The organism is Bradyrhizobium sp. (assembly GCF_004799405.1).
Lineage (GTDB): Bacteria > Pseudomonadota > Alphaproteobacteria > Rhizobiales > Xanthobacteraceae > Bradyrhizobium.
Map to the genome: position 1 here is coordinate 1 of NZ_SSMW01000143.1, position 13927 is coordinate 13927.

Sequence of the window (13927 nt, forward strand, 5' to 3'; positions counted from 1 at the left end):
ATTGATGCGGCTTTTACCAGCGTTATTGGCGCAGCAGGGCGTCCACCATTTCGAAACCATACCGGGCCGGCGCTGGAAACCGGTCGTTCACCATCTGCGTCGAATGAGCCCTCCGCGGCATGCGAAAACCCCGCCCCGGCGGGGTCTTTTAGCACAGGCTGTCGCGCCTTAGCGTTCGCTTAATTTCGCTCTGACACGGTGTGGCAACGATAAAGGAGGCGTTCCGGCGCGTCTGTTTTGACGAGCAAGCCGAAGCGCGAGAGCCGTGACAGTTTTGAATATAATCCGCGATTGTCTCGATGCGCTCCTGCATCCGTCGGCGCGATACGACGCGCTGACGCGCGCGCGCCATCGGGCGTTCATGGCGCCGCGGCTGCTCGGCAGCCTGGCGGCGTTCGCGGCGTTCCCGGTCTATCTGGCGATGCGCGGTGCGCCGACCGCCCTTGAAGTCGCGGCATTGGCCTGGCTGATCGCGCCGATCCTGCTGTCGTGGTTCCTGTCGCGTACCGGCCGTTATCAAGGCGCGCACGTGTTGTCGTCGCTGGCGCTGGCCGGCTTCGTCATGACGGTGGCGATGACCACCGGCGGCATCGAATCCTTTGCCACGATCTGGCTGGTCGTCGTTCCGCTCGAGGCTTCGCTGTCCGCCTCGCGCCGCGTGGTCGCGTTTGCCTGCGCGCTGGCATTGACGTGCGCCGCCCTGCTGATCGTGCTCGGACATTTTGACGTGCTGCCGGCGCAATCGAACTCGGCGGTGCGCGGGGCATTCATGGCCTTCGGTGTGGCTTCGGCGACGCTTTACGCGGCCGGCCTGGCGTTCGGCGCCGAGTCGCTGGCGCGCATCAGCGTCTCGCTGCTCAGCGTCGAGGAAGAGCGATACCGTCTGCTGGCGCTGAACATGAGCGACGTGATCTCGCGCCATCGCCGCAACGGCGCGGTGCAGTTCATTTCACCCGCGGCGGAGGCGATGCTGGGCGCGCCGGTATCGCGGCTGCTCGGGCACGGCCTGTTCGATCGCGTCCATGTCGCCGATCGTCCGGCCTATCTCACCGCGCTGTCGGACGCCGCGCGCGGCGGCGAGGTACGCAGCGTCGAATTTCGTCTTCGGCGCGACAATCCCGAAGCCAGCCAGCGCGGGCAGACCCATCCGGTCGATTTCATCTGGGCCGAAATGCGTTGCCGGCCGCTGGAACGGATTTCGGAGACGGCGGCTCCGCATGAAGCCGAAGTTGTCGCCGTGATCCGCGACGTCACCGACCGGAAAGTCCAGGAACAGGCGCTCGATCTGGCGCGCAGCGCTGCCGAGCAGGCCGACGCGTCGAAAAGCCGTTTCCTGGCCACCATGAGCCACGAGTTGCGCACGCCGCTCAACGCCATCATCGGATTCTCTGAAATGATCGTTCAGGAAGACGTGTTGATGGTCGATGCGGCGCGGCGCAAGGAATACGCCCAGTTGATCAACGATTCCGGCCAGCATCTGCTGTCGGTCGTCAATGGTATTCTCGACATGTCCAAGATGGAGTCCGGCAATTTCGAGATCACGCCGGAGCTGTTCGCGCCACGTGCGGCGCTGCTCAATTGCTGCAACCTGCTGGCGCTGAAGGCACGGGAAAACGGTATCGACCTCGTGACTCGCGCGGCCGAGGATCTGCCCGCGATGACCGGCGATCCGCGGGCGTTCAAGCAGATCGTGCTGAATCTGGTGTCCAACGCCATCAAGTTTACCGAGCGCGGCGGCATGGTGACGGTTTCCGCAGCCGTCGAGGGATCGCGGCTGGTGCTTCGCGTCGATGATACCGGCGTCGGCATCGCGGCCGACGATCTCAAACGGATCGGCGACCCGTTCTTCCAGGCCGGCAAGACCTATCAGCGGCGGCACGAAGGCACCGGCCTCGGGCTGTCGATCGTGAAAAGCCTGGTCGGGTTGCATGGCGGCGAGATGACCGTGCAAAGCAAGATCGACGAGGGAACCAGCGTGACCATCGCGCTGCCGCTGGCGTTCACGCCGCCGGCCGCGCTGCCAGCCAGCAATATCGCCACGCTCACTCCGGCGTTGCGATCCTCATCCCAGGAAACTCATTCCGACCAGGCTCAGGTGAAGAAAAGTGCCTAGACAAATTGCAAGAGATGACGACATGCCGCGCCGCCGCCGTGGTGCGAGTGCGGTTGCGATCGAAACCGAAGCCGAGCGCGGTTTGGTGATGCGCGTTCTGCTTTATAGCCCGAAGGACCTGGTTGCGGGCGCGCTGGGATTCGCCGCCGTCAGCGCGATCGTGGCCAACGCGCTGTTGCTGCAGACGGGACCTCATCCGTCGCCGATGTTCGGCGCCGCTGTCGCGGTCTCGGCTGCGGTGACGCCTGCCAGTCCATTGCCGCGTCCGCGTCCGGTTGAAGCCGCACCGAAGCCCGCGGATGCGTTGCCGCTGGAATTGAAGCCAGCCGAATCGAAAGCCTCTGATGCGTTGACCAGTCTCGTCAAGGCGACCAGCGCAACATCCGTGGCGCCTCCGACGATCGTGCGGCCACCGGCTCCGATCCCGGTTGTTTCAAGTGCGTTCTCCGGCTCGCGCCGCGTGGCGGCGGTGCAGCGTACGCTCACCGAATATGGCTATGGCCAGCTGAAACCGACCGGCACCATCGGCGCCGACACCCAGGCCGCGATCCAGAAATTCGAGCGGGACCGCAAGATTCCCGTGACCGGGCAGATGTCCGATCGGCTGGTGCGCGAACTGACCGCGATGGTCGGCCATCCGATCGACTAGGGCCGTTTCCGTTTCTCATGGTCCGACATTCATTCGCTGAAGTTAGCCGCTCTGAAGCAGGCGCCGCAAACTTCTGATGTCGGTGACGCCTTCGATCGCAAAGACCGTATCGATCAGCCGCTTCGACGTCTCGCGTCCCAGCACCGGTGTGATCAGGCCGCTGGCTTTTTCGCTCACCTCGGCCCGCGTCATCGGGTTGGCGAGTGTGCCGCGCACGGCCGAGACGCGCTCCGAAAGCCGGGTGCCGTCGGTCAGTTCGATCTCGACAACGGTTACCCGGACCGGCAGAAGCTTTGCCAGTTCGTCGTCGCGCACCAGGTTGACCTTGACGCGCTGGCGCAACGTCGCCGGGTCCTGCAAGCGCGGCTTGTCATGCGCGGCATGGAATGAGACGGTTTTGTCGAGCAGCATGACGGCAACCATCTGCTGCAGGCAGATATCGGGGATGTCGCGGTTGTCCACCACCGCCGCAACCGTCGGGGCCAGACGTACGGTGACGCGCTTCACCTGATCTGCCTCGAACGGCTTTTTGCCGCGGATCGCCTCGATCGCATCGAGCGGTCCCTGGATCGGTGAGCCGACGGTCCATTTCTTGATGTCGGTTTGCGCGATCTCGTAACGCTCGCCGAGCTTCTCGACCAGCCGGTCGGGCTGCGCTTTCGGCGCGTAGGCGGCGAAAAAATTATCCGGGCCCGAGAAAATATCCTCAACGCCGTTCCAGCCCGATTTAACCACGAGCGCCGAGGTGACGCCGTTCCGCGCCGGCATGCCGGCGAACACGAACGCCTTCTCGATGTGATCGGTGTCGCGCCGCCAGGCAATGATTCCGGAGGATTGCTGCGCGGCATAATCCAGCGCCCAGCGCATCTGGCGTGCATCGAGGTGGGCGGCGCAAGCGGCCGCTGCGGCGGCGCCGAAGGTACCGGCAATACTATGCGTCGCCAGGCTGCTCTCGTAGCTGAAAGCAGCACCTCCCATCGCCATGACCACGCGCGGACCGATGTCGTAGCCAAGCGTCACCGCCCGGAGCAGGGCGGTGCCGTCGATCCCCTGTTGCTCGCCGACCGCCAGTGCCGCCGGCACGATCGAGCAGCCCGGATGGGAGCGTGATTCATTGTGCGAGTCGTCGGTTTCATCGGCATGCGCCATCACGCCGTTGGCGAGCGCGGCGTCGAGCGGTGCGGCGATCAGCGCCGAGCCCACTACGGTCGCGGTGCCGTTCCCGCCGTGCTCGCGGATGTAACGCTGGGCCGCCTGGCCCGGCGGCAATTCCGATCCGGAAATCATCGCCGCAAAGGTATCGAGCAGATGCTGTTTGGCGTGCTCCGCGACTTCATCAGGAAGCGCGCGCGCCGCGGCGGCGCCCATATAGGCGCTCAGCGTGCTCATCACCGGCCCCGGAACTGCCGGCTGTGCGAAAATGCGCTTCGATTGCTGTGCATGCGCCGAGATCGGCCACATCGCGCCGCCCAGAAGCGTGATGAACTCGCGCCTCCTCATGCTACCTCCAATGGACAACTCGCTTTGCGCGATGCCTGGAGACTATCACTTTGCGACCGGGCTGCGAGCAACAAATAATTCGGCGCTCAGGAGGGCAGGCATTTTCCGGATCATGCTCTAGCCTAGATACATCCGCTGGCCTATCGTCGGTTTCATGCGATTGAAATCCAGCATCTGGGTGGCCGCCTATCTGCGGCGTTGCCAGACCGAGGGGATATTCGGCGCCGTGCGCAGGCGCGGCGCGGATGAGGCCGGTGCGGTGTTCGTCAAGGTGGCAACGCTCGACGGCAACGCCATGCTGTACGGCCCGGCGCCGCAGACGGTCTACGATGACAGCCGGCCGATCGAGCGCATATTTTTGGCGACATCGCCGCAGCCGGTCCCTGAATCGTCGGTGGAGGAGCGTCTGGCGAAGGAAATCAAATTCGACCCGGACGCATGGATCGTGGAGATCGAGGACCGGGCAGGGCGACATTTTCTCGATCTGGCGAAGCGTTAGCTTCCCGAGGCTCGCGACGTGTTTCGCGTGCCGAAGACGACGCCGGGTTGAGCGGCGGTGCGAGTCTGTGCGGGCGTCGAGCGCGCGCGGTGGCGCTCGTCGTCGTAGAGGGTAGGGCGATATTTGGCGCGCGTGACCGCCAGCGTCGAGCCGCGCCATGCCGCCAGCATGACGAGCGCCGATCGTTCGCTTAAGCGGTCGTAAAGCCGCGACAGCCGGTAGACGGTGGTCACCGATGAACCGAACGAGGGGAGGAAGATCAGGATCCGCTGAAAAACCGCGCTCGGCATGTTCAGCGCTTTGGCGGCGCAGGCCAGCGGCTCGCCGCCGGGATCGTTGGCCACCTGGGCCGCAACCTTCGCCGTCAATATCAGCGTCTCGCCCAGTTCCAGCGTGAAGTTTTCGATGTCGGCGGCGAACGCGGCCATCTCGAGCGTTTCGACGGCGCGGGCGGCAAAGAACGACGGGATTCGCGCGGAAGCCTTGAGCGGCGTTTGCTCGAGGTTGTGCAGGATCAATGCGCGTTCGCTGGAGTTCGCGCGCAAGAACATGTCGTTGATCTCGGCGGCGTCCGTCGGCTGCATCGACAGATTCGATTGCATCCGCAATTGCGCTTCGGTGCGCGGCCTGACCGGCGGCGCCACGACCGGACTTGCGGCAATTTCGATAGCGAGCGGCACGTGCTGGTCGGGATCGGCGGGTTTCAGTCCGAGTTTTGCCATGATCTCGGCCGGCGTGCCCGGATAGATCGCCAGCCGCGCCCGCACCGCTGCGCGCGTCGCGTCGTCGACCTGGTCGATCAGGCGCGAGGTCAGTTCGACAAACTGCCGCTCTTCGTCGCTGCTGTGGGCACGGGCCTGAACGTAGAGATCGGTCAGCACGCGCAACAAAGTGGGCCTGATATCGACGCCCTCGCGGCGGGAGAGCGTCATCAACCCGTCGAAGCCTGGAAAAAGCGGTGGTGTGGTCATGCCATGGATACGCGACAGAGTGATGCTCACCCGAGCCTACCCAAGCCGCTTTAACAGTGCGTTAAGGAAAACAATCCGTGAAGATCTGCCGCCGCATTTGCAGCTTCATTGTCTCGCCTCGAACCGCCGGCAGTTAAGATGCCGTTAACCATGCCCTGATCTTAATGACGGCCTGTCGCCGGCAAATCGCGCCGCCCGCGGCAACCACAGAGAGTTGGACATGGGCACCATCATTGAATTTCCGGCGGATGCGGCCTCGCGACGGCCCGGCTCAACTGCGGATGGCGCCCCACGCGAAGGCATGGGGACCGTCTTGATCCTTCCCGTCGTCCGGATCGAACGCGACACCGGCGAAACAAGCGGTGGCAGCGGTCCGGAAGAGGGTGCGGCCCCGGGCGGCCGGCGCCGCCGACGAACCTGACGCCGGACATTTCGATGCCGGAGACGTATTTTCCGATCCGGACAAGAGTGCAGGTCCGATGTCCGCCATCGGCCCTGCTGCTGCTGGCGAGCCTGGCGCTCGGAGGCTGCAGCGGCGGCGATTTCGGCCGCACCCGCCCGGATTTTCTCAACGACGGCATGCATAACTGGATCGGCCGCGAGGCGACCGGCAGCGTCGGCCTGCGGCCCTCGCAATTCCAGCTCACCGACAGCGAACGGCGGCTTCGCGATCTTGCTTATCCGCTGATCGAGCCGCCGCATTCGCGCCCCGCCTGGAAGAGCGTGTTCGGCGATTACAAGACGATTCCCGCGCCATGGCGGCAGACGCCGGCATTCGATCGCACCGCCTATGGGCGCAGCCTGATCGACGAGCCTCACCGTTCGAATTCATCGCGCTATGCGCAACTCATGGACGACGTGCGCGACGACATCACGCGGTTCGATCCGTTCTTCTCCAACGCCGTACGCGTGCTGGATCTCGACCGCAAGCGTAACGCCAGCCTGAATCTGGTTTCCGAACTGTTGCCCCGCGAACGCGCCGACGCGGTCGCCCGCATGGAAGAGAACACCCTGATCGTGCAGTGGGTGACGCAGTGCCTGGAACAGCGCATTTCCTCCTACCGCTGGGCGCTGGAGCGGCTGGTGATCCAGGTGCCGGACAACATGGCAGCCGACGCCGATCGCCTGATCAATGAACTCGCCGCCCAAACCGCCCATCCGCCGGTCGCAGCGCAACCCGCGATCGGACACGCCGTCAGCGTGCGCGGCTAGCGACCTCGCAAGGCCGCTTGGTTAATCGCGGTTTAATTCCTCCGGTGAACGCGCGCGCCGCAAGTTAACCGCGGTGAAATTTCTATTGCTTACCGTGGTCGCGCGTATCGGCTCGCGACGAGCGCCGCATTTTGTCCGCCGGTGTGAGGGGAAAATTATGGGCAGGGCACTACTGGTTTCCGCAGTCCTCTTGGTCACGCTCGGACCCAACCCGGTCACCGCCGGGCCTCGTTCGCTGCCGGCCTCGCCGCCGACCGGCTTTGAGACCTATCGCGGTTATGGATTCGATCTTTCGGAAAATGCGGAACGCAAGGATGTCGGCGCCATGGCAACCATGCTTCGCCGGCAGCTGGATATAGTGGAAGATGCGGGCTTCAGCCCCAAGGTGCTTCAGTTCTTTCACAGCGTGCCGATCATAGCGAGCGAAATGGCGTGCCTCGACGAAAGCGCCGCAGCCGCCTGCTATGGTTCGTCGGTGCCGGCACGGATGAGCTCAGGCGTTACGACCTGGGACGAGGTGAAACACCGCTGGACCAATTCGGACATGGTCGAACTTGCCGCCGATACTGGAATAGGGGTGGTGATGCTGCGTCCGAACATGATGCGCTATGAGCAGGATCCGGTGGTCCTTCACGAGCTTCTTCATGCCTATCACGCCAAACTCATGCCTCACGGATACGAAAACATGGGCATCAACAATTTCTACAGCGAGGCTCAGAAGAAGAACTTGTTCGGCAAGGACGAATACGTCCTCAAGAACAGCCGGGAATTTTTCGCCGTAACCGCGAGCATTTTCCTGGCCGGCAAGGATTCGGAGCATGCACCGCACAATCGTGCCAAGCTCAAAGAGCTGATGCCCGACTACTACAAATACCTCGTCGGCGTGTTTGGATTTGACCCGGATGCCCCGGGCGTCATCCCTGTAGCCTCTGCAAACTAAGGTGGCTTCGGTTCCGAGCCGACGCCCGGGACCCGATCGCGTTTCGATCAGCGCCTGGCTGGCGCCGGCGGCGGCGTTTCCGCCTGCTTGACCGGCGCATCGGTCTGCACCTTGCAGGTGGAGGCCGCGAGCGTGGCCTGGGCCTGCGGCATCAGGCCGGGCTCGGCCGCCAGGGCTTTCAGCACGATCAGCCCGGTGGCGGTTGGTGAATCGATGATCAGCCGGTCGGCTGCGGTGACGTCCTCATCCTCGGGCAATTCGGCGTGCTGGGCCTCGGTCATGAGATCGAGTTCGATCACCTTGCGTCCGGCGGACCGGTCGTTGATGGCGTAATAGGCGACTTCGTTGCGGGTATAGAACGACACCGAGGTGTAGGCCTGGCTGACCGGGACTGCGAGCTTGATCGAGCCGCCCGACAGATCGTAACGGCAAACCGCCATCGCGAACGCCGGATCCATGAACGGCATCGGTTCATTGGTCGGATCCGCCAGCGGCAACGGGGTAACGGCGTTGAGCTTGGTCAGCGGCGTCAGGCGCGAATAGGCGTCCTGACTCGCGATGCGCGGCAACGCCAGGACGCTGACGAGATGCACGATGCCACCCAGCAGTACGCCCGCGATAATCGTGAACAGCAGGCGAGTCATGGGCACCCCACGGTCGCAATCGACGGCATCGGCGCATCGCGCCTGGTCCGCGTCGCTACGCCAACCGGCGTATCGTACAGCCGAAGCATCAGGGCATAGCGCTCGATGCCGCCGGTGGGGAGCCAGTTGCCGGCACGCGAGCGCGCCGCCACCCGCACCTCGAAGGCGCCGTCAGCCCCGCGGATGATTTCCTGGCTGGTGAAGCCGTAACGCTGCAGCGAGTTCGCAACCAGATGTCCTTTCCGGTCGTACAGCGTCAACGTCCAGAACCGCGCCGCCGGCGTGACGCCGCTGATGACCACGTCGCATCGCCCATCGAGCGCTCGCCTGCGGTCGTCGGTTGTCGCCGAGAATGCCACCCCGTCGCCGGTGCCGACCGGTAACTCGCCGCTGCGGGCGATCGAGGCGCGTGAATAAGGATCGACGTCGGCGGTGCCGGTCTTGGGCCGGGCGGTCCAGGCCCCGATCGTGAGCGTGCCGAGGTCGGTGCCGCGCGTTGCCGTCACCCATGTCGCGCCGATGCCGACAACGATGGCCAGCATCAGCGCCAGCAAGGTGATGAAGATCAGCCGCACGGCTAGTTCTTGAGCGGCGCGGGCGCAGCCGGGCTGCCTGGCGTTGCCGCGGCAAAGCTTTCCGGCAGTGCCGACGTGTTGGACGATAGCGGCTTGACCGGCTTTGGCGGTTCGCCGGACGAGGTCTGTCCAACGGTCTTGGCGGCCTCGTCGAGCAGCTTTTCCACGTGCACCAGAATATCCGCGCCGCGCTTGGTCAGGACCGGCGGCGGCCCCGGCTTGATCTCGGGAGGTTTCGGCGCGCCGTTGGCCGCGATCGTCGCCGGGACGGCGGGAGCCGGAAGTTTGGTTCCGGCGCCAATGCCCGCGATCTCCTTGATCTCGACGCCTTGATGGGCCGCGACCATGATGTCGTGCCAGGTCTGGGCCGGCAGCGAGCCGCCGGTCATGCGGTTGGTTGCCGAATAATCGTCATTGCCGTACCAGACCGCGCAGGTGAAGTTACCGGTATATCCGACGAACCAGGCGTCGCGGTAGGCGTTGGTGGTGCCGGTCTTGCCGGCGGTCGGAATGCCGTCGAGGGCGGCGCGGCGCGCGGTGCCTTCGCTGACGACGTGGCTCATCATGCCCGCCATGTCGGCGGCAACCGATGCCGGAATGGCCTGCAGCGGTTTCTTGCCGTCGCGGTCGAAACGCCAGACCAGGTCGCCGGCGCCGGTGCGAACTTCCAGTACCGCATGCGGCGTGACCGACTTGCCCTTGTTCGGGAACGTCGCATAGGCCACCGCATGCTCGAGCACGGTGACTTCGTCGGCGCCGATCGGCAGCGACGGCGTATCGGGCAGCGGGGCCTTGATGCCGAAGCGGCGCGCCACTTCCACGATCTTGGCGCGACCGGCTTTCGGTCCGCCCTTGCCGCCGATGGCGATCGACAGTTTCACCGGAACGACGTTGATCGAGCGGGTGATCGCCTGCGTCAGCGTCACCGCGCCGGAGTAGGAGTGGCCGTAGTTCTGCGGACACCAGTTGCCGATGCAGACCGGACCGTCGACGATGATCGAGGTCGGCTTGAAGCCGTTGAGCAGGGCCGTGGTGTAGACATAGGGCTTGAACGACGAACCGGGCTGCCGGTAGGCGTCCACCGCGCGGTTGAACTGGCTGGCGCCGTAGTCGCGGCCGCCGACCATCGCCCGCACGCCGCCGTCGAGGTCGGCGACCACGGTCGCGGCCTGGGTCGCGTGATAGTCGCGGCCGAACTGGCGCAACTGGTTTTCGATGGCTTCTTCCGCGGCGCGCTGCACGTTCATGTCGATCGCGGTGCGGACCACGAACACCCGCTCGGTATAGGACTTCGGGAACGTGTCGACCAGCTTGCGCATCTCGTCGAACGCCCAGTCGAGATAGTAGTTCGGCGAATTCTCGTCGCGGCGGTCGACCGCGGTGGCCGGATTGCGCCGGGCGCCGAACACCTGGCCCTCGGTCATGAAGCCGGCGTCGACCAGGTTGTCTAGCACCACGTTGGCGCGGGCGCGCGCGGCGGGCAGGTTGATATGCGGCGCGTATTTGGTGGGGGCCTTGAACAGCCCGGCGAGCATGGCGGCTTCGGCGAGATTGACGTCGCGCGCCGACTTGTTGAAATAGAAATGCGCCGCACCGTCGACGCCGAAGGTGCCGCCGCCCATATAGGCGCGATCGAGATAGAGTTTCAGGATCTCGTTCTTGGTCAGGCGCGTTTCCAGCCACACCGCGAGAAACGCTTCCTTCACCTTGCGCTCGATGGTGCGCTCGTTGTTGAGGAACAGGTTCTTCGCCAACTGCTGCGTGATCGACGAGCCGCCCTGGCGGACGCCACCGGCCTGCGCGTTGGTCAGCAGCGCGCGGAACGTGCCGGCGACGTCGATGCCGAAATGGTCGTAGAAGCGGCGGTCCTCGGTGGCGAGCGTCGCCTTGATCAGATTGTCCGGAAAATCCTCCAGCGGAATCGAATCGTTGTGCTTGATGCCGCGGTTGCCGATCGGATTGCCGTAGCGATCGAGGAACGTGACCGCGAGGTCGGATTTTTTCAGCCAGTCGTCGTCGGCGGTTTCGCGAAAGGCCGGCACCGCCAGCGCCAGCATCAGGATCAGGCCGCCGAGCCCGATGGTGGCGGCCTCCGACAACGGCTCGATGAACACCCAGCGCTTCCAGCGGCCGACATAGAAGCGGTCCATAAAAGTCGAGAACCGTTCATAGAGCTCGCGCGCGCCGACGGCGGAAGAGAACAGCGTGGAGTCGATGCGCGCATCGAGATCCAGCAGGATGTGCCGGAACTTTTTCTTCCATTGCGGCGGTACGATCTGGCGCACTGGTGCCCGTTTTCCGAAGTTCGTAAGCGCTCAAGCGCCCGGCCGGGCACCGTTGAGACGTCTTGCGGGAATGTTGCGGCAAACCCAAGGCGCTTTTGCGCGTCCGGGCGACTCCGTGAGTATTTAGCCGAGCGGGGGCCATAAACCAATGGCTGGGCTTGTGATTTTGATGGGCAGGGATAATGCCGCCGGGACTTTTACCCGGCCGTGAATCACCCCACTTGCACCTTGGCCGCCGCTGCCCCTAGAAGGGCTTGAGCTTGCCGTCGTATGCAAACCCCAGGGGTTCATGACCATCCGTTCCCAGCCGCCCTCCAATCAAGAGGGATTCTTTTGGAAAACCAAGACGTTGGAGGAAATGTCTAACGCCGAGTGGGAGAGCCTGTGCGACGGCTGCGCGCGCTGCTGCCTTGAGAAGCTGGAAGACGAAGATACCGGCAAGATCTATTTCACCCATGTTTCCTGCAAGCTTCTGGATGCCGGTCTATGTGCCTGCAAGGATTATGCGAACCGGTCCGATCAGGTTCCCGACTGCGTCCGGCTGACGCCGGCCAATGTCCGCACCCTGAACTGGCTGCCGCCGAGTTGCGGCTACAAGCTCGTGGCCGAAGGCCGCGATCTGTATTGGTGGCACCCGCTGGTATCGGGCGATCCCAATACGGTGCATGAAGCCGGCGTGTCGGTGCGCGGGCGGGTGCAGGGAACCGAGAATGAGGTCGCCGACGCTGATCTCGAAGATCACATCGTGCAATGGCCGGCGCAATTGCCCAAGCGCGCCCGCCTCAAAAGGCGGCCGTAATCCCGACCGCGCCGAATTGAAGCATCACGCGGTTGCGATGGTACCCTCGCGGGATGCACCCATGCACGCAACCCGCTGCCGCGGCTTGGATTTGCCCCCTACATTACCGTTGAGACATTGATTCCGCGCCACCCGCGCATCGCCAAACAAGTCTGCATGAACAAGCACCAGCGCCAAAGCCCCCATCCGGCTGCCCGACAGACATTGTCCGATGCGATCGAGCGCGACCTGTCGGAGATGCCGACGGAGGTCATCGCCATCAGCGATGCGCCGCCGATCGCGCCGCGGGCGCCGATGACGCAAGGCGAAATCCGCACCATCCTGATGAGCCTGATGCTGACGATGTTTCTGGCCGCACTCGACCAGACCATCGTCGCCACGGCGCTGCCGACCATCGGTCGGCAATTCCAGGACGTCTCCAGCCTGTCATGGGTGATTACGGCCTATCTGTTGGCGTCGACCGCGGTGGCGCCGGTGTTCGGCACGCTCAGCGACATCTACGGCCGCCGCGCCATGATTGTCACAGCCCTCACCCTGTTCATCGCCGGCTCCTTGTTATGCGCATTGGCGCCGAACCTGCCGGTCCTGATTCTGGCGCGTGGCCTGCAAGGTCTCGGCGGCGGCGGCATCCTGCCGATCGTGCAGACCATAATTTCGGACCTGGTGACCCCGCGCGAGCGCGGTCAATACCAGGCCTATTTCAGCGGGGTATGGGTCGCGGCCGGCATCGGCGGTCCGATCCTCGGCGGCGTGTTCGCCGAGCATCTGCACTGGTCGATGATCTTCTGGATCAACCTGCCGCTCGGGCTTGCCTCGCTGGCGCTGCTGCTGCCGAGGATGGCCAAGATCCCGGTGTTTCACCGCAGGCGCAAGGTCGACTGGCTCGGCGGCCTGCTGCTGATGGCTGGCGCCGTGGTTTTCATGCTGGTGCTGACATGGGGCGGCAACCGTTATCTCTGGCTGTCGCCGGTCATCCTGGCGATGCTGGGTTCGTCGGTTGCCCTTACGCTTGCCTTCGTGTGGCATGCCGGAAACGCCGAAGAGCCGTTCCTGCCGCTGCCGCTGATGGGCGGCACCGTCGTGCCGTATGCGATGGCCGCCGGCGGTTGCGCGATGGGGGCGATGGTGGGGCTGACCGTGCATCTGCCGCTGTATTACGAGATGGTCTATCACCTCAGTGCCAGCGAGGCCGGCCTTGCGCTGATTCCGCTGGCGGCCATTTCGACCGGCGGTGCCGCGATCGCCGGCCAGACCATGGCGCACGCCAGACACTACAAGCGCGTCGCGATCATCGGGACGTCGTGCGCGGCGGTGGCGGGGGCCGCAATGGCGCTGATGGCGATGCCGCTATGGGTGCTGCTGGCGTTGCTGTCGGTGTTCTCGCTGGGCCTTGGTACCGCGTTTCCGATCAGCGTGGTCTCGATCCAGAATTCGGTGGTGCGCGCGCAAGTCGGCACCGCCACCGGTGCAATGAATTTCTTCCGCGCGCTGATGGCGTCGTTCATGGTGGCGGCGTTCTCCGCCATCCTGCTGATGGCGCTGGGCGCAGATATTTCGCTGAGCGGAGAGCATCGCGGCCCCGTGAGCTCGATTCCGGCCGCCGACATGATCATGGCGTTCCGCTACGTGTTCGCCGCCGCAGCGGCCCTGCTCGCCGGCGCCTCGCTGAGCTTTATCCTGATGGAAGAAAAGCCGCTGGCCGGCCCGGCAAGGCCGGTAGAGCTGGCGGAGTAGGGCGCA

The 13927-nt window shown here is 64.5% G+C and carries 13 protein-coding genes; 8 read left to right on the plus strand and 5 right to left on the minus strand.

All coding sequences use genetic code 11. From position 1 onward, the window contains the following. Positions 1-265 precede the first annotated feature (265 nt). Both E7813_RS22460 and E7813_RS22465 read left to right on the plus strand, forming a co-directional pair. Positions 266-2113 (plus strand): ATP-binding protein, encoded by a 1848-nt coding sequence (locus E7813_RS22460; RefSeq protein WP_291577467.1) that lies wholly within the window; start codon positions 266-268, stop codon positions 2111-2113. Continuing rightward, a complete protein-coding gene (locus E7813_RS22465; RefSeq protein ID WP_291577468.1) occupies positions 2106-2762 on the plus strand; it encodes a peptidoglycan-binding protein in 657 nt (218 codons plus the stop codon). Before E7813_RS22460 ends, E7813_RS22465 begins: the two co-directional genes overlap by 8 nt. A 42-nt stretch (positions 2763-2804) precedes the next feature. Here E7813_RS22465 and E7813_RS22470 read toward each other — a convergent pair whose 3' ends face one another. Then, positions 2805-4262 (minus strand): MmgE/PrpD family protein, encoded by a 1458-nt coding sequence (locus E7813_RS22470; RefSeq protein ID WP_291577469.1) that lies wholly within the window; start codon positions 4260-4262, stop codon positions 2805-2807. Between the two features lie 154 nt (positions 4263-4416). Between E7813_RS22470 and E7813_RS22475 the strand changes: the two genes are divergently transcribed. Next, entirely contained in the window at positions 4417-4761 is a 345-nt protein-coding gene (locus E7813_RS22475; RefSeq protein WP_291577470.1) for a DUF1491 family protein, read from the plus strand. Here E7813_RS22475 and E7813_RS22480 read toward each other — a convergent pair. Next, positions 4758-5732, minus strand: a complete 975-nt coding sequence (locus tag E7813_RS22480; RefSeq protein WP_291577530.1) for a DUF2336 domain-containing protein — start codon at positions 5730-5732, stop codon at positions 4758-4760. The genes E7813_RS22475 and E7813_RS22480 overlap by 4 nt on opposite strands. Before the next feature lie 220 nt (positions 5733-5952). Between E7813_RS22480 and E7813_RS22485 the strand changes: the two genes are divergently transcribed. From E7813_RS22485 to E7813_RS22495, 3 genes are all read left to right on the plus strand, one after another. Then, positions 5953-6153, plus strand: coding sequence for a hypothetical protein (locus E7813_RS22485; RefSeq protein ID WP_291577471.1), 201 nt, complete (start codon positions 5953-5955; stop codon positions 6151-6153). 14 nt (positions 6154-6167) lie between these two features. Beyond that, on the plus strand, positions 6168-6944 hold the full coding sequence (locus E7813_RS22490; RefSeq protein ID WP_291577472.1) for a hypothetical protein: 777 nt from the start codon (positions 6168-6170) through the stop codon (positions 6942-6944). Positions 6945-7017: 73 nt separating this feature from the next. Beyond that, positions 7018-7884: a hypothetical protein gene (locus E7813_RS22495; protein WP_363331210.1), complete on the plus strand. Its 867-nt coding sequence runs from the start codon at positions 7018-7020 to the stop codon at positions 7882-7884. Positions 7885-7931: 47 nt separating this feature from the next. Here the strand turns inward: E7813_RS22495 and E7813_RS22500 are convergent, their stop codons facing one another. From E7813_RS22500 to E7813_RS22510, 3 genes are read right to left on the minus strand one after another with little or no spacing between them, the layout of a single operon-like run. After that, on the minus strand, positions 7932-8528 hold the full coding sequence (locus E7813_RS22500) for a DUF1254 domain-containing protein (protein WP_291577473.1): 597 nt from the start codon (positions 8526-8528) through the stop codon (positions 7932-7934). Continuing rightward, positions 8525-9103 carry a DUF1214 domain-containing protein gene (locus E7813_RS22505; protein ID WP_291577474.1) on the minus strand — a complete coding sequence of 193 codons (579 nt, stop codon included), beginning with the start codon at positions 9101-9103 and terminating at the stop codon, positions 8525-8527. Before E7813_RS22505 ends, E7813_RS22500 begins: the two co-directional genes overlap by 4 nt. Positions 9104-9105: 2 nt before the next feature. Next, on the minus strand, positions 9106-11388 hold the full coding sequence (locus E7813_RS22510; protein WP_291577475.1) for a PBP1A family penicillin-binding protein: 2283 nt from the start codon (positions 11386-11388) through the stop codon (positions 9106-9108). Between the two features lie 289 nt (positions 11389-11677). Here E7813_RS22510 and E7813_RS22515 point away from each other — a divergent pair, with 289 nt between their 5' ends. After that, positions 11678-12187, plus strand: a complete 510-nt coding sequence (locus E7813_RS22515; RefSeq protein ID WP_291577476.1) for a YcgN family cysteine cluster protein — start codon at positions 11678-11680, stop codon at positions 12185-12187. Positions 12188-12343: 156 nt separating this feature from the next. Further along, entirely contained in the window at positions 12344-13921 is a 1578-nt protein-coding gene (locus E7813_RS22520; RefSeq protein ID WP_291577477.1) for an MDR family MFS transporter, read from the plus strand. The last annotated feature ends 6 nt before the right edge of the window (positions 13922-13927 follow it).